At 67.5% G+C, this 21,567-nt stretch carries 13 protein-coding genes; 7 read left to right on the top strand and 6 right to left on the bottom strand.

All coding sequences use genetic code 11. The features are described 5' to 3' along the window. The first annotated feature begins 89 nt into the window (after positions 1 to 89). From FQU96_RS23195 to nth, 5 genes are all read left to right on the top strand, one after another. Positions 90 to 1,277 (top strand): acyltransferase, encoded by a 1,188-nt coding sequence (locus tag FQU96_RS23195; protein ID WP_146543729.1) that lies wholly within the window; start codon positions 90 to 92, stop codon positions 1,275 to 1,277. Positions 1,278 to 1,605: 328 nt separating this feature from the next. Beyond that, complete coding sequence (locus FQU96_RS23190) at positions 1,606 to 2,331, top strand: ImuA family protein (RefSeq protein ID WP_146543728.1); 726 nt, start codon at positions 1,606 to 1,608, stop codon at positions 2,329 to 2,331. Continuing rightward, a complete protein-coding gene (locus FQU96_RS23185) occupies positions 2,243 to 4,183 on the top strand; it encodes a DUF6504 family protein (protein ID WP_146543727.1) in 1,941 nt (646 codons plus the stop codon). Before FQU96_RS23190 ends, FQU96_RS23185 begins: the two co-directional genes overlap by 89 nt. Beyond that, positions 4,180 to 7,527 carry an error-prone DNA polymerase gene (locus FQU96_RS23180; protein ID WP_146543726.1) on the top strand — a complete coding sequence of 1,116 codons (3,348 nt, stop codon included), beginning with the start codon at positions 4,180 to 4,182 and terminating at the stop codon, positions 7,525 to 7,527. The genes FQU96_RS23185 and FQU96_RS23180 overlap by 4 nt, the downstream gene beginning before the upstream one ends. A 116-nt stretch (positions 7,528 to 7,643) precedes the next feature. Then, the gene (nth, locus tag FQU96_RS23175; protein WP_146543725.1) at positions 7,644 to 8,405 is read left to right on the top strand and encodes an endonuclease III; all 762 of its coding nucleotides are present in this window, start codon (positions 7,644 to 7,646) and stop codon (positions 8,403 to 8,405) included. Between the two features lie 240 nt (positions 8,406 to 8,645). On the opposite strand, the gene FQU96_RS23170 is transcribed toward nth, so the two are convergent. Then, on the bottom strand, positions 8,646 to 8,927 hold the full coding sequence (locus FQU96_RS23170; protein WP_255468449.1) for a type II toxin-antitoxin system Phd/YefM family antitoxin: 282 nt from the start codon (positions 8,925 to 8,927) through the stop codon (positions 8,646 to 8,648). Between the two features lie 303 nt (positions 8,928 to 9,230). Here FQU96_RS23170 and FQU96_RS23165 point away from each other — a divergent pair, with 303 nt between their 5' ends. Beyond that, positions 9,231 to 10,943: a DUF3987 domain-containing protein gene (locus tag FQU96_RS23165; protein ID WP_146543724.1), complete on the top strand. Its 1,713-nt coding sequence runs from the start codon at positions 9,231 to 9,233 to the stop codon at positions 10,941 to 10,943. 188 nt (positions 10,944 to 11,131) lie between these two features. Here FQU96_RS23165 and FQU96_RS23160 read toward each other — a convergent pair whose 3' ends face one another. The 4 genes from FQU96_RS23160 to FQU96_RS23145 all read right to left on the bottom strand — a co-directional run bounded on the left by FQU96_RS23160 (position 11,132) and on the right by FQU96_RS23145 (position 17,185). Then, entirely contained in the window at positions 11,132 to 12,166 is a 1,035-nt protein-coding gene (locus FQU96_RS23160) for an ABC transporter permease (RefSeq protein WP_146543723.1), read from the bottom strand. Positions 12,167 to 12,169: 3 nt separating this feature from the next. Beyond that, positions 12,170 to 13,672 carry a sugar ABC transporter ATP-binding protein gene (locus FQU96_RS23155; RefSeq protein WP_146543722.1) on the bottom strand — a complete coding sequence of 501 codons (1,503 nt, stop codon included), beginning with the start codon at positions 13,670 to 13,672 and terminating at the stop codon, positions 12,170 to 12,172. A 3-nt stretch (positions 13,673 to 13,675) separates the two neighbouring features. Then, positions 13,676 to 14,698, bottom strand: coding sequence for a sugar ABC transporter substrate-binding protein (locus tag FQU96_RS23150; protein ID WP_146543721.1), 1,023 nt, complete (start codon positions 14,696 to 14,698; stop codon positions 13,676 to 13,678). Between the two features lie 204 nt (positions 14,699 to 14,902). Then, on the bottom strand, positions 14,903 to 17,185 hold the full coding sequence (locus tag FQU96_RS23145; RefSeq protein WP_146543720.1) for an aconitate hydratase: 2,283 nt from the start codon (positions 17,183 to 17,185) through the stop codon (positions 14,903 to 14,905). A gap of 187 nt (positions 17,186 to 17,372) precedes the next feature. Between FQU96_RS23145 and FQU96_RS23140 the strand changes: the two genes are divergently transcribed. Next, the gene (locus FQU96_RS23140; RefSeq protein ID WP_146543719.1) at positions 17,373 to 18,293 is read left to right on the top strand and encodes a LysR family transcriptional regulator; all 921 of its coding nucleotides are present in this window, start codon (positions 17,373 to 17,375) and stop codon (positions 18,291 to 18,293) included. Positions 18,294 to 18,307: 14 nt separating this feature from the next. Here FQU96_RS23140 and FQU96_RS23135 read toward each other — a convergent pair whose 3' ends face one another. Continuing rightward, positions 18,308 to 21,415 (bottom strand): efflux RND transporter permease subunit, encoded by a 3,108-nt coding sequence (locus FQU96_RS23135; RefSeq protein WP_146543718.1) that lies wholly within the window; start codon positions 21,413 to 21,415, stop codon positions 18,308 to 18,310. Between the last annotated feature and the right edge of the window lie 152 nt (positions 21,416 to 21,567).

The raw sequence follows: 21,567 nt of genomic DNA, 5'->3' as shown, positions 1-21,567 counted from the left end.
GTTGACGCCATGGCACCGCGCCGCGACATCCAGCGTTGAACCGGCTGTGCCGAAAATCTCCCCTCTACTTGAAAGCACCTGCATTCATCATGACGTTTGACGCCGTGTCGCGCGGTCAAGCCGCCGCAGAGCCTGCGCAATCTCTTCCGGCGACGCACGATCGTTCGTCACGCCCCGACGGCGCCGAGATCAAGGCGATGACCGGCCTGCGCGGCGTCGCGGCGGTGCTGGTGACGACCTATCACTACTATCCACCGTCAGCCATCGCGCAGCCGGCGCTGAGCCGCTTCATCGGCAAGGGCTATCTGTGGGTCGATGTCTTCTTCATCCTGAGCGGCTTCGTGCTGGCGCTGAACTACGCGCATCTTTTTGCCGGCGGCTGGAATGTTCGCCGCTGGTTGGGATTCCTGATGCGACGCCTGGCGCGCATCTATCCGCTCTATCTCGTGCTGGTCGCCGGTGCCGTGCTGATGACCTTGCTGGCCTACGGCCATCTGCGGCCGGACAATCCGGCGCCTGCCGTCGGCTTGCCCACGCCGGCCCGCGACCTGCTGGCCAATCTGCTGATGATGCAGTCATGGGGCATCACGCGCAGCATCAACGGGCCATCGTGGTCGATCAGCACCGAGTGGGCGGCATACCTGGCCTTCCCCGTCCTTGTGGGCGTGGCGCTGTTCAGCCGCGCCGGCACCGCGTTGATCGCGACCCTGGGCGTGGCGGCTCTCATGCTGGGTACGGTCGGACTGACGACGCTGGACGGCGCCTATCACAGCGGTCCGCTCGATGCCTATGACGGCACCACCATCCAGCCGCTGTTGCGCTGCTTCGGCGGCTTCGTGCTGGGCCTGCTGACCTATCGCCTCGTCCGCCTGCCGCGCGTACTGGCCTGGGTTTCGCACGATGTGACGTTGGGCATCGTCATCGTCCTGCTGGTGAGCGGCTTCGCGCTGGGTGTGCACGACCTCGTCGTCTATCCCCTGTTCGCACCGCTGGTGCTGGGCCTCTACGGCAACCGCGGCCGCATCGGACAGGTGCTGGGCAGTTTCCCGATCTACTGGCTGGGCGTCGTATCGTATTCGCTCTACCTGCTGCACGATTACCTGATCGGACCGCGCGATGGGCTGTTCGACTGGCTGCAGGCACGTATTCCGGCGGCCTGGGCCCATGCCGCCACCATCCCCACGATCTACGCCGCGCTGCTGTTGATCGCAGGCCTCGCCTACTACGGCGTCGAAGCCCCCAGCCGCCGCTGGGCCCGACGGTTGGGCCGGGCCTGAACTACAGATTGGGGATCGAGGGCCTCCGACTAACGATATATTGATAAGTCTTTGATAAATAAGAAGAAATGGATTCTTGTCGATTGACTTGTTCATGTTTTGTTCTTAAGAAGGAGTCATGGCTCCTCGGAACAACGTCCTTTCCCTTTTTGCTCCCTCCCCCACCGCAGGCGGGGGAGGTGGCCGAGGGCCGGAAGGGGAACTGACGGAGTCTTCATTACAAGGACCACGTCGCCTCCCCTCCGCCCACCGACGTTTCGACGCCGAAGCGGGGCACCTTCCCAGCAGAGCTGGGGAGGGTAGGAACGTCGACACCCTGCGCCAGGCGATGGCGCGACTGGAGACGTCCTGGCACGGCGCACCGCCGTCGTACCTGCCGCTGGGCCTGCCTGAGATTCACCGCCACCTGTCCGGCCCCGGCCTGCCCTGCGGCGCCTTGCACGAGGTGCTGGCGGCGGCGCATGGCGACACGCCGGCATCGTTCGGTTTCATCCTCGCCCTGATGGCTGGCGCCGTGCAGGCGCGCCGTGGCCCTGCCGTGCTCGTCGTGTCGCGCCAGGCCGCCGATTTCGGCCTGCCCTACGGCCACGGTCTGCAGGCGTTCGGCCTCGATGTCGGCCGCCTGCTGCTGGTGCGCACGCGCGCCGGCAAGGATGCGCTATGGGCGGTGGAAGAGATCCTGCGGTCGGACGCGGGCGCAGCCGTCGTCGCCGGCGCCGTCGAAAGCAACCTCGACCTCACCATGAGCCGCCGGCTGAACCTGGCCGCGGCCACCGCCGGCACGCCGCTGCTGTTGCAGCGGCCGCCGTCGGCGACCGCCACCAGCGCCGCCACGACGCGCTGGCGCATCGCCGCCGCGCCGGCCAGCCGCGACCGCTTCGATGCCTTCGCGCACTGGCGCTGGCAGGCATCGCTCGAACGCTGCCGCAACGGCCGCCCCGGCCACTGGACCTTGGAGTGGGATCATGTCGCGCATCGTTTGCGTCTGGCTGAAGTCGTGGCCGATCGCACGCCTGCTGCGGGCCGCCGCCAAGCCGTCCGCCGCGCCGTCTGACACCGTCGATCCGGGACGCCCCCTCGTTCTCGTATCTTCAGGCGCCGGTGGCGCCCGCATCGTCGCGCTCAATGGGGCGGCCTGGCGCGGCGGCCTGGCGGTGGGCGACCTGCTGTCCAACGCCCGCTCCAAGGTGCTGGACCTGCAGTCGCGCGATGCCGATCCCGCCGCCGATGACACCGCCCTGCGCCGGCTCGCGCTGTGGTGCCTGCGCTACACGCCGGTCGTGATGCCGTGGAGCGGTCACGGCGGCCATAGCCTGTTCCTCGACATCACCGGCTGCGCCCACCTGTTCGGCGGCGAGCCTGGTCTGTTGACCGATCTCGCGCGCCGCCTGCACCGCTTCGGACTGCATCCGCGCCTGGCTGTCGCCGACACCGCCGGCACCGCCTGGGCCATGGCCCGGTTTTCTCTCTCCTCCACGCAGTGGAGCGATCGCATAGGGCATCAACCTCACCCTGAGGAGCGAGCGCAGCGAGCGTCTCGAAGGGTGGGCAACCGCACACATGCGACAACAGCAGGAACCACGGATCGAGACTATAGCCCATCCTTCGAGACGCCGGCTGCGCCGGCTCCTCAGGATGAGGTTGTGCGCGGCCATATCATCGTCCCGCCCGGCGAACAGGGCGATGCGCTGCGTGACCTGCCGCTGGCGGCGCTGCGCCTGGATGACGAGGCGCAGGCCACGCTCAGCCGCCTGGGCTTCCGCCGCATCGGCGAACTGATGCGCCAGCCGCGCGCGCCGTTCACGGCGCGCTTCGGCACGGCGCTGCTGACGCGCCTCGACCAGGCACTGGGGCGTGCACCCGAACCGCTGTCACCGCTGGAACCACCGCCCTGCTATCGCGCACACGCGGTGTTCGCCGAGGCGATCATGACCCAATCGCATGTCGTCGAAGCGACGACCCGCCTGCTGCACACGCTGATCCCGGATCTCGAGCGCGATGCCGTCGGCGTGCGCGTCCTGCGCCTGATGCTGTTCCGCCTCGATGGCGACGTGCTGGCGCTGGAGATCGGACTGGCCGCACCCAGCCGCTCCGTACAGCACATCATCCGCCTGATCGCGATGCGCCTGGAACGTCTGCCGATGGGACTGGAGGCGGATTTCGGTTTCGAGGCCGCCGCCCTGCACGTGCTGACGGCCGATCGCATCACCGAACGGCAGGCGACGCTGGGCATCGCCGACGATGCCGGCGAACCCACGGGTCTGTCCGCATTGATCGACAGGCTGGAACATCGTCTGGGCGCCGGCACCGTGCGCCGCCTGCACCCCCGCCAGAGCTACATTCCCGAACGCGCCGTCGTGGCGCTGCCCGCCGCCGAGCATCCCGCCGCGGACTGGCGGCACAAGGCGCCCTTCGGCACCCGGCCGCCCCTGCTGCTGGCGGTGCCGGAACAGACCGACGACGACGTCCTGGCCAGCGTGCCGGATGGACCCCCGCGGCGCTTCCGCTGGCGCGGCGTGCAGCACGACGTGGCGCATGTCGATGGTCCCGAGCGCATCGCGCCGGAATGGTGGCACCCCGGCCAGGACGCGCCGGAGCGCGACTACTACGTCGTCGAGGACACCGCCGGCCGCCGCTTCTGGCTCTACCGCGCCGGACGTTATGGCCAGGGAGCAGAGTCTCCGAGGCCCGTGCCAGGCCCTCTCGTCGTCCTGAGCGGAGCGAAGGACCTTGCGGTGGAACCATCCAGCACCACCGCCGCAGGCTGTCATTCCGAGCGCAGCGAGGAATCTTTCGGCAGCGTGCGGACCGCCCAGGAGATCCCTCGCTCCGCTCGGGATGACAGTCCCGCGCCCACGTCAAGCCAAGCGTCACCCACCTGGTTCATCCACGGAGTCTTCCCATGACCGGCTTCGCAGAACTCGCCGCCACGACCAACTTCTCCTTCCGGCGCGGCGCCTCGCATCCGCAGGAGATCGTGATGTGCGCCAAGGCGCTGGGGCTGAAGGCGATCGGCATCGCCGACCGCAACACCATGGCCGGCGTCGTGCGCGCCCATGCCCAGGCCCGGAAGGAAAACATCAAGCTGCTGGTCGGCACCCGTCTGGTCACGGTCGAGGGCTTCGAGGCGGTCTGCTATCCGACCGACCGCGCTGCCTATGGGCGTCTGTGCCGCCTGTTGACGACCGGCAACCGGCGCGCGCCGAAGGGCGAATGCCACCTGTCGTTCGAGGAGGTCTGCGACACCCAGGAAGGCCAGATCTTCATCGTCATGCCGCCGCGGGAGCTGTCGCCTGATTTCACTGAGCGCCTGGCGACACTGGCCGCCGCGGCACCCGATTGCGTCTATCTCGGCGCCAGCTTCCTCTATCGCGGCGATGAGCGCCGCCGCCTGGGCATGCTCGCCGCGCTGGCCGCCGACTGCGGCACGCCGCTGGCGGCCACCAACGACGTGCTCTACCACGCCGCCGATCGGCGGGCGCTGGCCGACGTGCTGACCTGCATCCGCGAGAAATGCACCATCGTCGAGGCCGGCTTTCGGGTGGAGGCCAATGCCGAACGTCATCTCAAGAACGGCTTCGAGATGGCGCGCCTGTTCGCGCAGTATCCCGACGCCGTTGCGCGCACTCTCGACATCGCCGACCGCATCGACTTCACGCTCGACTCGCTGCGCTACGAATACCCCGAGGAGCCGGTGCCGGCGGGCAAGACACCGCAGCAGTATCTCGAGGAACTGACCTGGGAGAAGGCGGCGGAACGTTATCCCGAGGGCGTGCCGGCCAAGGTGCGCGCGCTGCTGTTCAAGGAGCTGGCGCTGATCCGCCATCTCGATTATGCGCGCTACTTCCTGACCGTCTATGACGTCGTGAAATACGCCCGCAGCCAGGAAATCCTCTGCCAGGGCCGCGGCTCGGCCGCCAACAGCGCCGTCTGCTATTGCCTGGGTATCACCTCGGTCAATCCCAACGAGACCCAGGTCCTGTTCGAGCGCTTCCTCTCGGCCGAGCGCAGGGAGCCGCCCGATATCGACGTCGACTTCGAGCACGAACGGCGCGAGGAGGTGATCCAGTATCTCTATACGCGCTACGGCCGCGAGCGTGCCGCGATCTGCTCGACCGTGATCCACTACCGCCCGCGCATGGCGATCCGCGATGTTGGCAAGGCCATGGGCCTGAAGGACGACGTCACCGCGGCGCTATCCAACACCATGTGGGGCAGCGGCGAGGACATCCCCGACAGCCACATCCGCGAGGTCGGCCTCGACCCGGCCAACCCGCAGCTGCGGCTGGCCATCGGGATCGCACGCACCCTGCTCGATTTCCCGCGCCATCTCTCGCAGCATGTCGGCGGCTTCGTGCTGACCCGCGAGCGGCTCGACGAGAGCGTGCCGATCCTCAACGCCGCGATGGACGACCGCACCATCATCGAGTGGGACAAGGACGACATCGACGAGCTCGGCATGATGAAGGTCGACGTGCTGGCGCTGGGCATGCTGACCTGCATCCGCAAGAGCTTCGATCTCGTCGAACGCCATTACGGCAAGACGCTGACGCTCGCCATGCCGCCCGATGACCCTGATGTCTACGCGATGATGTCGAAAGCCGACACGATCGGCGTGTTCCAGATCGAGAGCCGGGCGCAGATGTCGATGCTGCCGCGGCTGAAGCCAAAGGAGTTCTACGACCTCGTCATCGAGATCGCGATCGTGCGCCCCGGCCCGATCCAGGGCGACATGGTGCATCCCTATCTGCGCCGACGCGACAAGCTTGAACCGGTGGAATTTCCGTCGAAAGAATTGGAAGGCGTTCTCGGCAGGACCCTGGGCGTCCCCCTCTTCCAGGAACAGGCGATGGAAATCGCCATCGTCGCCGCCGGCTTCACGGCCGACGAGGCCAACGGGCTGCGCAAGGCGATGGCGACGTTCCGCCACAACGGCACGATCTATACGTTCCGCGACAAGTTCATCGACGGCATGGTCCGCAACGGCTACGAGCATGAATTCGCCGCGCGCTGCTTCAGCCAGATCGAGGGCTTCGGCGAATACGGCTTCCCCGAAAGCCACGCCGCCAGCTTCGCGCTGCTGGCCTACGTCTCGTCGTGGCTCAAACATTATCACCCCGACGTCTTCTGCGCCGCGCTGCTGAACAGCCAGCCCATGGGCTTCTACCAGCCGGCCCAGCTCGTGCGCGATGCGCGCGACCACGGCGTCGAGGTGCGCCATCCCGACATCAACTTCAGCGACTGGGACTGCACGCTGGAGCCGGCCGATGAACCTCTCCCCACCGGGGAGAGGCCTGCCCTGAGGGCAGCCGAAGGGTCGGCACGCGACAGCGTGCCGGGTGAGGGGGCGTCGAAGCCGCAGGCGATGCACCTTGAGCGCACCACGGCCCCCTCACCCGGCGCTAACGCGCCGACCTCTCCCCGGCAGGGAGAGGTGAAACGCTGCGCCCTGCGCCTGGGCTTCAGCCTGGTCGACGGCATGTCGGACAAGCAGGCCGAGGCCATCATGGCCAACCGCGGCCAGGGCTATGACAGCCTGCGGGCATTCTGGATCCGCAGCGGCGTATCGATCGCCACCTTGCAGCGCCTGGCCGAGGCCGACGCCTTCCGCTCGCTGGGACTGGATCGGCGCCAGGCACTGTGGGCGGTCAAGGGCCTGGACGGCGGCACCCTGCAGAACCAGGCGGCCAAGGCGACGTCGTCGACCCGGCCGCTGCTCACCTGGTCGCGCACCGGCGATCTGTTCGACGAGGCGCCGGTGGCCCTGCCGACCATGACCCCGGGCGAACATGTGGTGGAGGACTACGGCACGATCGGCCTGTCGCTGAAGGCGCATCCCTGCAGCTTCTTCCGCCCCGAACTCGAACGCATGGGTGTCATCACCAGTCGCCAGCACTGGGACGAGCGGCTGAAGGAACAGCGTGTGTCGGTGGCCGGCCTGGTGCTGGTGCGCCAGCGGCCGGGCACCGCCAAGGGCGTGATCTTTCTCACCTTGGAGGACGAGACCGGCATCGTGAACGCCGTGGTCTGGCCGGATGTCTTCGAGGCCAACCGCCGGATCGTGATGAATGCGCAGTTGCTGCTGGTGCGCGGGAAGATCCAGCGCGAGGGCATCGTGATCCATGTCGTCGCCGAGCGATTCGTCGACCTCAGCGATCGCCTCGCCCTGCTGCGCGTCGGCGACATGCCGGCGGCACTCCCGATCGACCCGTCATCAACCCGGCTGCTGCGAAGCCGCGACTTCCATTGAACCATCTCTGTCATCCCGAGCGCAGCGAGGGATCTTTCCGCCACAGAAACCCCGGATCGCCAAAGATTCCTCGCTGCGCTCGGAATGACAACCGCATCGCATTCAGGAGACTCGACATGATTCCCGCCAGCCAGCTTGCCTTCAGCTTCGATCACCATGCCCTGGAGGCGCGGTCATCCCGCCCGCCTCATGAGCGGGCCGCAGGCCCGCGCTCCCCGCTCGTGCTCATCCGCCGCCGATTGCTCGCGCTCTACGGACCGCAGCGCCCCATCGAACGGCCGGATCCCATCGACCAGCTCATCAACGCGATCCTCAGCACCAAGACGCGCGATGAGGTTTCGTTTCCCGCTTTCAGACGCCTCCTCTACCGCTACAAATCCTGGACCGCGGTCATCGACGCCCCCATCGCCGAAATCGCCAGGACCATCCGCGCCGTCACGCACCACGAGCGCAAGGCCGAATACATCCCGGGCGCTCTGCACACGATCGTGGCGCAGACCGGCAGCCTCGATCTCATGTTCCTGCAGGGCTGGCCCGAGGATACGGCCATGGCCTGGCTGATGACCCTGCCCGGCGCCGGGCCCAAGGTCGCCGCCACGACCTTGAACTGGAGCCTTCTGCGCAAGCGCGTACTGGCGGTCGACACGCACCTGCTGCGCGTCGGCCAGCGGCTGGGCCTGGTACCGGCGAATGCCGACTACAACAGCGGCTTCGAGGCTTTCATGCGGCTGGTGCCCGCCGACTGGGACGCCGACGATCTCTTCGAGTTCCATTGGCTGATGAAGCTGCACAGCCAGCGGATCTGCGCCTACGAACACCCCGCCTGCTTCCGCTGCCCGCTGCGCGACCACTGCCCCCACAACGCGACGCGGCATTGAATGCGTATGCGGGAGCGAGGGTAGAGCTATCGCATATGCCACCAACCTCACCCTGAGGAGCGGCCCGCAGGGCCGCGTCTCGAAGGGTGGGCAACCGCACATATGTTGCGACAACAGCTGGAACGACCGATCGAGACTGCAGCTCATCCTTCGAGACGCCGGCTCCTCAGGATGAGGTCGTGCGGGGGCATATGCGATCGCCCTGCCTCCAGGAGAAGGATAAAAATTCCAAGCTCTCAGCTATCGACTGGTCATCCGCGCGACTTTCAGACCGGAACCACGCAGAGGGGATGCTGCGAAGAATTCGGCCAGATTTCCTCGACGAGAAGCCCGTCTCTCCCACGTATCGGCAGGGACGACGATAACGACGGCCCGACCATTCTTCGTAATGGTTTGGGGGCCATCCTTCTGAGCCTTGTCGACGACGTCGCCAAACGCCGCTTTCGCTTGAGTAATCGTCCAGGTGCTCGCCGTCATGTTCGTCGCCCCGCCCAATCGCGTCAGTTCGGCTTTCGGGTTCATTTATACAAGCTGTGACACGACTCAGCAGCAACTCACGAGCGGTGCGGGTGCACCGCGGCACACCCTCGAATTTCGCCCCGCGCCACCGAAACCGGCGGCAGAATCTTTTTCACGTGTCGAGTTTCGTTCCGTTGCGCGTGTCGCACCTTTCGACATATCTACGCTGCGATAGCGTTCCCGCCGCTGGGACATGCTCAGAGGGTCTTTCCCGGGCATGACGGAAGACGCCGCTTCGGCGGTGCTGGCGGGATCGCCGGTTTCTGTCGTCAAGCACATCGCTTCCACAGACCTGGGTGGCCGCCCATGACCGCGCACGACTTCGCCGAACCGACTCTTCAGCTCCGCGACGACCCACCGCCGGCGGCGGCGAATACGTCTGCGACGCCGCCGCCCGATACCGGGTCCGAGCCCATCGATCAGAATTCACCGCCCGGCCCCGCACCGGCTGATCCGGCCATCCCGGATGATGCCTGCCACAAGGCCCGCGGCATCAAGGTACCCCTTCGCCCCGGCATCTGGCCGACGCCCGATATGTCCCTGCTGCACGAAGGACGCCAGGATCTGCCGGACTTTCCCCTCGACGTGCTGCCGCCGTTCTGGGGACAGTGGGTGCCGACCACCGCGCGTGGCGCCTGCGCATCGACCGATCACGTGGCGCTGTCGCTGCTGAGCGCGGCGGCGAGCCTGATCGGCAGCGCGCGGCGGGTGGCGCCGTCGCCGGTCTGGTCGGAGCCCTGCGTGCTGTGGACGGCGCTGGTCGGGCCGGCGTCGTCAGGCAAGACACCGGCCATGAACACGGCATTGCGCCTGCTCCGCGCGTTGGATACGGCGCTGGCCGTCGCGCATACGACAGCCGTGCATCAATACAACGCCGATTTCGCTGCCGCTCAGTACCGCTGGCCGAGCGCCGTGCTCGCCGCCCGGCGCAGCGATCGCACGCCGCCGGCGAAGCCGGTCTATGACGCGCCGCGACGGCGCCAGCTTCTTGCCAGCGACGCCCGCCTCGATGCGATGGCCGATGTCCTGCGCGGCACGCCGCGCGGCATGCTGCTGGCGTGCGACACAGGCGGCGGCTGGCTGGACGACATCGCGCGCGCGGCGGCGGACATCCAGGCGTTCTGGCAGTCGGCCTGGTCGGGCGCGGACTGGACCCTGCGCCACAATGGCGAAGCGACCGCCCACATTGCGAACCCTGCCGTCTCGATCCTGGGCACGTTGCGGCCTGACCAGATCACACCGGCGCTGGTGGACAGCCACGACCTGACGTCGCGGTTCCTGTTCACCTGGCCCGAGCCGCCGCCGTTCCAGCCGCTAGCCGCCGTGCCGCAAACGATCAACGATGCGGCGCTGCAGGCGCTGGCCCGGCTGCGCGACCTGCCGGATGTGCCGCGCGAGGTGCCGCTCGCCGCGGCGGCGCTGACATCGTTCGACGATTTCAGGCACCAGCATCATGCCGAGGCCGGCAATCTCAGCGGCTGGGATGCCGCCTGGTGGGGCAAGGGTGCCAGCGTCGTCCTGCGACTGGCGGGCGTGCTGGATTTCCTCGACTGGGCGGCACGGCCGGCCGTCACGGCGGAACCGGCTCAGGTGTCGGCGTGGTCCATCCAGTGCGCCGCCGATCTCTGGTGGGGTTATCTGTGGCCGCACGCGCGCGCCGTCGGCGGTCGCGATGGTGGCAACGACCATCGGCAGGACGCCCGGCGCATGCTGCGCTGGCTGCGGCACGAGCAGCTCCTGGCCGTATCGCCCGAGACGTTGCGCCGCAAGGCATTGGGAGGATCACGCAAAGCAGCGCAAACCGAGCGCACCGCCCTGGCGCTGGTGGCTTCGGGATGGCTGCGTCAGGTCAAAACCAAACCCGACGGTGTTGGACGTCCGGCCGTGCGCTGGATCGTCAATCCGGCGATCCGCACGCGTGACGACGACACAGGCCTTCCGCGCGCCGAGGCCCTTTCCGCAATTCCCGCAACGCCCGATGACGAGCCTGCACAGAAAGCGTCAAAGAGACGGACATGAAAGACGGAAACACAGGTGCCGTCATGCGCGGGCGACTTTCTGGCCGTAACTGGCCGCTTTCTGCCGCCGGTTGGCCATGCTGAGTTCTGGCGTCCAAGGCCCTGGGATCACGTCACGATCCGACTTTCTGGCCGTATCTGCCCTTTCTGCCGGCCCTTCCTCGTGGACGCTTTGTGGACGGCGGCCGCTCAATCGGCCGCCGCCTCGCGCAGGCGCTGGGCGTAGACGTTGATGATCAGCGCGATCAGCAGGATCAGGCCGCGGATCAGGATCTTCAGGAAGCTGTCGATGTTGACGTGGTCGAGACCGTTGTTCAGCACGCCCAGCACGAACAGGCCGACGACGGTGTTGCCGATGCCGCCGCGGCCGCCGAACAGGCTGGTGCCGCCGACCACGACGGCGGCGATCGAGTCCAGCAGGTAGGTGTCGAACTCGTTCTGCTGGGCGCTGCCGAAGTGGGCCACGCCCAGCATGCCGGCGATGCCGGCGCACATCGCCGAGATCACCATCACGGCGCCCAGGATCAGCTTCACGTTCAGGCCGGCATTCTCGGCCGCCTCGCGGTTGCTGCCCACCAGGTACACATAGCGGCCGAACCGCGTGTAGGTCAGCACGACATGGCTCAGCAGCAGGATGAAAGCGGCAACCAGCACGATGCAGGGTATGCCCGCCACCGATCCCGAGCCCAGGAACGTGATCAGGCTGGGCACCTTGTAGGCGATCTGGCCGCGCACCAGCAGCGCCGAGATGCCGGCCGCGATCTGCATCATGGCCAGGGTCATGATGAACGACGGGATGCCGATCATCACCAGCCCGGCGGCGTTCACGGCCCCCAGCAGGCTGCAGGCGATCAGCGCGAAGATGATCGCGAGCCACCCCGGCACCGGCACGTTGGCGATGTTCACGTAGGAGTCCTGCAGCGTGAAATACGCCACCGCGATGCCGGTGGCGTTGGCGATGCTGGCCACCGACAGGTCGATCTCGGCGCACAGGATCACGAACGTGAGCCCGGCGGCGATGATGCCGGTCACCGAGACCTGGGTCAGGATGTTGCCGAAATTGCCCCAGGTCGCGAACGACGGGCTCACGATCGCGAAGAACGCCGTCAGCACGATCAGGGTCAGGAACGGCGCGATGTTGCGCATCTGGTTGCGCAGGATGGCGGCAAGCCCCTGTCGCGCCCGCGGCGGCGGCACCGAAGCGCCCTTGGCATCGTCGGTCATGGCTTACGCCGCCTCCAGCAATCGGTCCTTGCTGACGTTTTCATCGCAGAACTCGCGCACCAGCTCGCCCTTGCGCAGCACCACGATGCGGTCCGCCATGGAGAGCACCGTCTCGGGCTCGCTGGACACGATGATGATCGCGAGCCCTTTTTCCTTGAGGCCGCGCACGATCTTCACCACCTCGTCCTTGGCGCCGACATCCATGCCGCGCGTCGGCTCGCACAGCACCAGCACCTTGGGCGGATAGGTCAGCCACTTGGCCAACCCGACCTTCTGCTGGTTGCCGCCCGACAGCCCGCCCAGCAGGGCATCCACGCGCGGCGGCCGGATCCGCAGGGCCTCGATCTGGCGCGCCGCCAGGGCGCGCTCCTGCGCCGGCTTCAGGAACAGCCGCGACAGGCGGCCCAGGATACTGATCGAGGTATTCTTGTAGACCGGCTCCTGGTGGAACAGCATCGAGCGGCGGCTGTCAGGCACGAACGCCATGCCGGCGCGCCGGGCGCTCGCCGTGCCGCCCCCGCGCAATCGGCGGCCATCGACACGAATCGTGCCGCGCTCGGGTTTCGTCTTGCCGAACAGGACCCGGGCCAGCTCGGCTTGGCCGCAGCCCATGAAGCCATAGATGCCCAGCACCTCGCCGGCACGCACCGCAAGCGACACGTCGCGCAGGCTGCGGCCCAGGCGCAGGTTGGCCGCTTCGAGCATGACCGGCCTGTCGATCGGCGGCGCCAGGCGGATGTCGCTGGTATAGGTGTCCTCCAGCTCGGCATGGCCGCGGCCGATCATGCTCTGGATCAGCCCGTTCTTGGTCGAGGTGGCTGCCGGCGCCGTCATGATCTTCTGGCCGTTGCGGAACACGGTGACGGTATCGGACACGTTCAGGATGTCGTCGATGAAGTGCGAGATGAACACGATGCTAGCACCGCTCGCGCGCAGGCCGCGCAGGGCCGTGAACAGCCGTGCGATCTCGGGTGGCGACAGCGCCGAGGTCGGCTCGTCCAGGATGATGATGCGGGCGCCCGAGAACAGCACGCGGGAAATCTCGATCAGCTGCTGCACGCCGATCGGCAGGGCGCCCATCTGCTGGCGCGGATCGACATCGACGCCCAGCCGCGCCAGTTGCGCACGGGCCTCCTCCGCCATGCGTCGCCACTGCACGATGCCCAGCCGGTTGGTGAGCTGGGTGCCGAGAAAGACGTTCTCGGCCACCGACAGGTCGGGCGCGACGCTGAGCTCCTGATGCACCATGGCGATGCCGGCCGTATGCGCATCGCGTGCCGAGCGGAAGTGCACAGCGCGCCCGTCGAGCAGGAAGCGGCCGGCGTAGTCGGCGTGCACGCCGGCGATGATCTTCATCATCGTGCTCTTGCCGGCGCCGTTCTCGCCGACCAGGCCGTGGATCTCACCGGCGCGCAAGGTGAAGTCGACGTCGCGCAGGGCCTGCACGCCGCCGAACGACTTGGAAACGCCGATGAGCTCCAGCAGCGGCGTATTCGGATCAGGCACGGCTCAGATCAGGAAATGATCCTGCATCCACTGCATGCCCGCCGCGTTCGCCTTGGTGACGACGGGCCCGTCGGTGATGACATGCTTGGGAATGCCCTTGCCCGTCTTCTCGCCGCCCGTGACGGCGGCCACGCCGGCGACGATGGCGCCGCCATGGATGCGGCAGGACGGGTTGCGCACGGTGGCGAACATGCGCCCGTCGCTGACCGCCTGGATGGCCGGCGGCATGGCATCGACGCCGCCGATCAGGATGTTGGTGCGATTGCGCGCCTTCATGATGTTGTAGGCCGCCAGCGCCATGTCGTCGTTGTGGAAGAACGCCGCGTCGATCTGCGGGTACTTCGTCAGGTAGGTCTCCCACAGCCGCGCCGTCTTGGTCACGTCCCAGTCGGCGGGCTGCGTGTCGAGCACCTCGATGTTGGGATACTGCTTGATCACCGACTGGAAGCCGCGCGCGCGGCCCTGCGCACCGGTATGGCCGAGCGCGCCCTGGGTCATGATGATCTTGCCCTTGCCGCCCATGGCCGTGGCCAGCGCCTGTGTCACGGCGCCGCCCATGAACTCGTTGTCGGGCGCCAGGAACGAATGGACGTTGATCTGCTCCAGCGGCGCGATCAGCGTATCCATGTCGATCACGGGAATGCCGGCGTCGATCATCTTCTGCACCGGCTGCGTCAGCGTGCCGATGCCGAAGGCCTGGATGGCGACGAAGTCCCATTTCCGCGACGCCATGTTGTCGACCGCCGCGCGCTGCTTGACGGCATCGAGCTGGCCGTCGAACCACGTCACCTCGACGTTGAACAGCTTGCCCCACCACTCAGCCGCCTGCTTGCCCTGGGCGCACCACGTCGCCTGCAAGCCGGCGTTGGAAAAGGCCGCCTTCAGCGGCTTCTCCGAACGGCCGACCACCTGCGCCAGCGCCTGCGCGACATCGACACCGCCGATCAGGGCAGTCGCGAGCCCGGCCGTGGCCGCTATCTGCATGAAGTCGCGCCGCGTCGTGGGCAAGGAGTCGTCGGTCGACATTGTTTCTCTCCCTTTTGGCGTTCGTTGAGGGAGGATCGTTCACCGCGACCGGAGCAAAGTCAACGAAGCGGGTATCGGCAGGCGTATTTGCACGCGAAAGCAGACTTTGCCTGGGAGCGCGGGCGTCCCGCCCGCCTCGGCGCGTCAGCGCCGATCATCAAGAAAGAAGCGGGCGGGACGCCCGCGCTCCCAGGCATGACTGATCTACGCCGCCCTGTTGCCGACCAGGTTCAACGCCGCGCCGGCGCGGAACCACCGCACCTGCGGCGCACTGAAGGAGTGGCGCAGCGCAATCACCATCGCGGTTCCATCGGCGCGCGCCACTTCGCACCGCACAGCGCGGCCGGGCGTCAGCGTGTCGAGTCCGACGAGACTGATGCGGTCATCTTCCCGGATGAAATCGTAGTCCGCCGGATTGTCGAACGTCAGCGCCAGCAGGCCTTGCTTCTTCAGGTTCGACTCGTGGATGCGCGCGAAGCTGCGCGCGATCACCGCCACGCCGCCCAGCAGGCGCGGCGAGAGCGCAGCATGTTCGCGGCTGCTGCCTTCGCCGTAGTTGTGATCGCCGATCACGACCCACTTGATGCCTGCCGCCTTGTAGGCGCGGGCGATCGCGGCAAATGGCTGGTCGGTCTCGCCGGTCATGACATTGCGTCCCCTGCCGGCCGCGCCGCTGAACGCATTGATGGCGCCCGAGAACATGTTGTCGCTGAAGCGATCGAGGTGACCCCGGAACCGCAACCAGGAACCGGCCGGCGAGATGTGGTCCGTGGTGGTCTTGCCGCGGGTCTTCACCAGCACCGGCATGTCGCGGAAGTCGCGACCGTCCCACGCCGGCCACGGCTGCAGGCGCTGCAGCCGCTCGCTGTCGGCGGCGATCCTCAGCGTCACGGCCGTGCCATCACGCGGCGGCGGCACGTAGGCCGCATGGCCGCCACTGAAATCGCCGGGTGGCACATCGGGCGCCGGCCGCGGTGGCGCCAGCAAGAAGGGCTTGCCGTCGGCCCCGACCAGCGTGTCGGTGAGCGGGTTGAACGACAGGCGACCAGCCACGGCAAGCGCCGTGACGACCTCGGGACTGGCGATGAAGTTCATGGTCGTCGCCTGCCCGTCGTTGCGCCGCGGAAAGTTGCGATTGAACGAGGTGACGATGGTGTTGGGCTGGGCGCTATCGGTCGCCGCCCGCCGCCACTGCCCGATGCAGGGACCGCAGGCGTTGGCGAGCACGGTGGCATCGAAGTCCTTGAGCGCCTGCATCTGCCCGTCGCGTTCAATGGTGGCGCGCACCCGTTCCGAGCCCGGCGTGACCAGCAGCGGCGCCGCGGCAGCGATGCCATGCCGGCGCGCCTGCGCCGCGACATCGGCGGCGCGGCTCATGTCCTCGTAGGACGAGTTGGTGCAGCTGCCGATCAGCGCCGTGGTGATGCGATCGACGAAGGCATTGGCGGGATCGCGCAGTTCGGCTGCCAGCTGCGAGATCGGCCGCGCGCGGTCGGGCGTGTGCGGACCCACGACATGCGGCTCCAAGGTCGACAGGTCGAGCGCGATCACGCGGTCGTAGTACTTTTCGGGATTGGCCTCGACCGCGGGATCGGGTGCCAGCATGTCCTGGTACTGCTCCATCAGCGGCACCAGTGCGGCGCGGCCGGTGGCGCGCAGATAGCGCGCCATGCGCGCATCGGCCGGAAACATCGAGGTCGTGGCGCCGAGTTCGGCGCCCATGTTGGTGATCGTGGCCTTGCCGGTCGCGCTGATGCTGCGCGCGCCCGGTCCGATGTATTCGACGATGGCGTTGGTGCCGCCGGCGACCGTCAGCTGGCCCGCAACATGGAGGATGACGTCCTTGGGCGCCGCCCAGCCGCTCAGGCTGCCGGTCAGGTGCACGGCGATGCGGCGCGGATACAGCACCTCCCACGGCAGACCGGCGATCACCTCGACAGCATCGGCACCGCCGACACCCACCGCGCAGGCACCCAGACCGCCGGCATTGGTCGTGTGCGAGTCGGTGCCGATGATGAGCTGGCCGGGGAAGGCGTAATTCTCCAGCACCACCTGGTGCATGATGCCGGCGCCGGGTCCCCAGAAGCCGCAGCCGTAGCGTGCGGCGGCCGAGCGCAGGAAGTCGTAGATCTCCTGGTTCTCGTCCAGCGATGCGCGCAGATCGCCCGCCCCATCGGTGCGGGCCTGGATCAGGTGGTCGCAATGGATCGTGGTCGGCACCGCGACCCGATCGCGCCCCGTCTGCATGAACTGCAGCATGGCGCTCTGGCCCAGCACGTCCTGGAAGATGACGCGATCGGGCCGCAGCGACAGGTAGCTGCGGCCAGCCTCCAGGTCCTGCGCTTCGGGATCATCGAGGTGACCCAGCAGCACCTTGTCGGCCAGGGTCAGCGGCCGGCCCAACCGCCGGCACACCACCGCCAACCTTTCCGCCATCGCCGCATAGAGCCTCGCCGCCATCCGCGGCGTCGCCTCGATCTCGACCATCACCTGCCTCCTCCTGGGAGCGCGGGCGTCTCGCCCGCTCATGTCTCGGCGCCGTGCGCGCCTGGCGAAAGCAAGCTTTCGCCGAAGATGCGGGCGGGACGCCCGCGCTCCCAGGACTCGTATGCTTCCCACAGCAGTCGATCCATAATATGGTTAATGCAAAATCGATATCGAATGGATATGGCACATGGAACTGCGTCACCTCCGGTATTTCATCGCCGTCGCCGAGGAGGGGCATGTCACGCGGGCGGCGGAAAAGCTGGGCATGCAGCAGCCGCCGCTCAGCCAGCAGATCCGCGCGCTGGAGCGCGAACTGGACGTGCAGCTGTTCCGGCGCAAGCCGCGCGGCGTCGAACCCACGGCGGCGGGTCATGCCCTGCTGGCCGATGCACGCGCCATCCTGGCCCACATCGATCACGCCTTGGCCACCACCCGACGCACGGCGCGCGGCGAGCAGGGCCGGATCTGCGTCGGCTTCACCAGTTCGGCGCCCTTCCACCCCTTCGTGCCGCGCGTGATCCGTGCCTTCCGCGATCGCTATCCGCTGGTGTCGCTGACCCTGGAAGAGAGCGGCACCACGGAGCTGATCGAGGGCCTGCGCGGCGAGCGGGTGGATGCCGCCTTCATCCGCACACCGGTCGCCAATCCGGAGGGAATCGCCGTCACGCCGCTGCTGGAGGAGCCGATGCTGGTGGCGCTGCCGCAGGGCCATGCGCTGGCGCGCGGCAGCAAGACCGAGGCACTGGCGCTCAAGACCCTGGCGGCGGAAACCTTCATCGTCTATCGCCGCCCCACCGGGCCGGGACTCTACGATGCGATCATCGCCGCCTGCCACGCCAGCGGCTTCAGCCCGCGTGTCGGCCAGGAGGCGCCGCGGATCGTCTCGACGCTGAACCTGGTCGCCGCCGGCCTCGGCGTGTCGATCGTGCCGGCCTCGCTGCAGCGCATGCAGATGGACGGCGTCGCCTATCGCCGCCTCAAGGGCTCGGCGCCCAGCGCTCCGCTGAGACTGGCGCTACGCCGCCACGACACCGCGCCACCGGTGCGCCGCTTCCTCGACCTGGTCCGCCAGACGGCGCGGACGTTCGATGCGCCCTCTGCCAGGTAGTGGGAAAGCGTCGGCTACGACGCCGCTCTCGTCCGCATCGGTGGCTGGCGGGCGCCCCACAGGCGGCGGTGCAGCTTGTCGAGCCAGAGGTAGATGACGGGCGTGGTGTAGAGCGTCAGGATCTGCGACAGGATCAGGCCACCGATGATCGTCAGGCCCAGGGGCCGGCGTATCTCCGAACCCGGACCGCTGGCGACGAGCAGCGGCACCGCGCCCAACAGCGAGGCCATGGTCGTCATCAGGATCGGCCGGAAGCGTTCCAGGCAGGCCTCGAAGATCGCCTGCTCGGCGCTCAGTCCGCGGCGGCGCTCGGCGTCGAGCGCGAAGTCGACCAGCATGATGCCGTTCTTCTTCACGATGCCGATCAGCAGGATGATGCCGATCAAGGCGATCACCGTCAGCTCGGCGTTGGCTATCTGCAACGCCAGCAGCGCGCCCAATCCCGCCGACGGCAAGGTCGAGATGATGGTCAGGGGATGCGCCAGGCTCTCGTAGAGTACGCCCAGCACGATATAGACCGCGATCAAGGCCGCCAGGAGAAGCAGCGGCTGCGCGCTGGCGCTGGCCGCGAAATTCTTGATGTCGCCCGCGAACTCGGTGCGGATCGCCGACGGCAAATGCATCTCGGCAACCGCTTGCTGGATGGCGGCCGTCGCCGGCTCCAGCTTGGTGTCGGCCGCCAGATTGTAGCTGATCGTGACGGCGGGATACTGGCCCTGATGGTTGACCACCAGCGGCGCCAGCGCGCGCTCGAACCGCGCCACGCTCGACAGCGGCACCTGGATGCCGCCGGCTGCCGCCACGTAGACGCGCTCCAGATCGGCGGGGTCGCGCTGGAACTGGGCACCGACTTCGAGCACCACCCGGTATTGGTTGCGCTGCGTGTAGATCGTCGACACCTGGCGCTGGGCGAACGCGTTGTTCAGCGCGTTGTTGATGTCCTGGATGCGCACACCCAGGCGCGAGGCCGTGGCACGATCGATCACGATGTTGGCCTGCAGGCCGGCGGCCTGGCGATCCGTGGTGACGTCGGTGAGGCCGGGGACCTGCGAGACCCGATCGACGACACGCGGCACCCACTGCGACAGGGCGTCGATATCGTCGCTCCACAAGGTGAACTGGTACTGCGACTTGGAGCTGCGGCCGCCGGCCCGCAAGTCCTGGATGGGAAACATGAACGTCCGGACACCGGCGATTCTTTCCAGCCTGCCCCGCAGGCGATCGGCGACCCGGGCGGCCGGCAGGTTGCTGCGTTGTGCCAAGGGCTTCAGGCTGATGTACAGCCGTCCCTGGTTGTTCGACGCACCATACGCCGAGCCACCCAGCCACGAGCCGACGCCGTCGACGGCGGGATCGGCCGATATGACATCGACGACGCGTTGCTGCAGATCGACCATGGTGCCGAACGAGACGTCGGTCGACGCCTCGGTGAACCCGAACATCAGGCCGGTATCGTCCTGCGGGAAGAAGCCTTTGGGTGTCTTGATGTAGAGCTGGACGGTCAATGCCAGCGTGCCGAACACCACCAGCAGGGCGATCATGCGGTGGCGCAGGAAGAACTTCAGGCTGCCAGCGTAGACGTCGACCATCGCCGACAGAACGCGTTCGACGGCACGGTCCAGCCAGGTCGCCGTCTTGCTGGGCCCAGCCCGCACGAAATGGGCGCAGACCATCGGCGTGACCGACAGCGACACCAGCGCGGACATGGCAATGGCGAAGATCAACGTGACGGAGAACTCGCGGAACAGCACACCCAGAAGGCCGCCCATGAACAGCAGCGGGATGAAGGCGGCGACCAGCGACACGCTGATCGACACGACCGTGAAGCCGATCTGTCGGGCGCCCGCCAGCGCCGCGCGCAGCGGCGACATCCCCTTCTCGAGATTGCGGAAGACATTCTCGATCATGACGATGGCGTCGTCGACCACGAAACCGACCGACACGGCCAGCGCCATCAGCGACAGGTTGTCGATCGAAAAGCCGACCAGCCACATCGCCGCCAGGGTGCCGGCCAGCGACAGCGGCACGGTGATGCCGGCCGCGATCGTCGCCGCGGCGCGGCGCAGGAACAGGAAGACGACCATCATCACCAGGGCAACCGCGGCGGCCAGGGTGAGCTGCATGTCATCGACGCTGGCGCGGATGGTCGTGGTGCGGTCCGAGAGAATCGAGATCTTGATGCCGGCCGGCACCCAGCGCTGCAGCTCGGGCAGCAGCGCGCGGATGCTATCGACGGTCTCGATGACATTGGCGTCGGCCTGCTTGGTGATGTTGAGGAGGATCGCCGGCTGCTTGTTGAACCATGCCGCCGAACGGCTGTTGCGCGTCGACTGCTCGATCGTGGCGACATCGGACAGCCGCACGATGGCGCCGTTGGCGGTGCGCACCACGATATTGCCGTAGGCCGCCGGCGAGCGCAGTTGGTCGTTCAGCCCCAAAGTCTCGGCCCGCTCGGGGCCGTCGAAGACGCCGACCGGGACGACGACGTTGGCGTTCACGATGGCGGTACGGACGTCCTCTGCCGCCAATCCCATCGCGGCGAGCTTGCCCGGATCGAGCCGCACGCGGATGGCGGGCTGATCGGCGCCGCTCACCGTGACGTCGGCGACACCGGCGACCTGGGAAATGCGCTGGACGATCACCGAGTCGGCGGCATCAAAGACGGCGTTCGGCGACAGTGTGTCGGACGTCAGCGCCAGGATCAGAATCGGCGTCGCATTGGGGTTGGACTTACGGAAGGTGGGCAGATTGGGCAACGTGCTGGGCAGATCGGTGAGAGCGGCGTTCAGCGCCGCCTGCACGTCACGCGCCGCCTTGTCGACGTTGCGGTTGAGGTCGAACAGCACCGTGATCGAGGTCGATCCCAGGATGCTGTAGGACGTGATTTCGGTAACGCCCGCGATCTTGCCCAGCCGCCGCTCCAATGGCGCCGCCACCGTCGATGCCATCACCATGGGGTCGGCGCCGGGCTGCGAGGCGAACACCCGGATGGCCGGCAGGTCGATGGTCGGCAGGCTGGCGACCGGCAGGAACCGGTAGGCGACGATGCCGATCAGCATCAGTCCGATCGCCAGCAGCGTCGTGCCGACCGGCCGGCGGATGAACGGCCCGGAGATGTTCATGACTTGATACCTTCCCCCGCTCGCGGGGGAAGGTGGCGCGCAGCGCCGGATGGGGGTTGCTTCCCAACGACCGAGTGCGGGGAAACGCCCCCCATCCGCCTCAGGTACTTCGACGCAAAGCGTCGAAGTACCGAAACGGGCACCTTCCCCCG

Origin of the sequence: Reyranella sp. CPCC 100927, assembly GCF_007859315.1 — a bacterium.
In the GTDB taxonomy this organism is placed as follows: Bacteria; Pseudomonadota; Alphaproteobacteria; order Reyranellales; family Reyranellaceae; genus Vineibacter.
The sequence above is the reverse complement of the archived record's forward strand: the minus strand, read 5'-3'. Positions and strand labels throughout refer to the sequence as shown.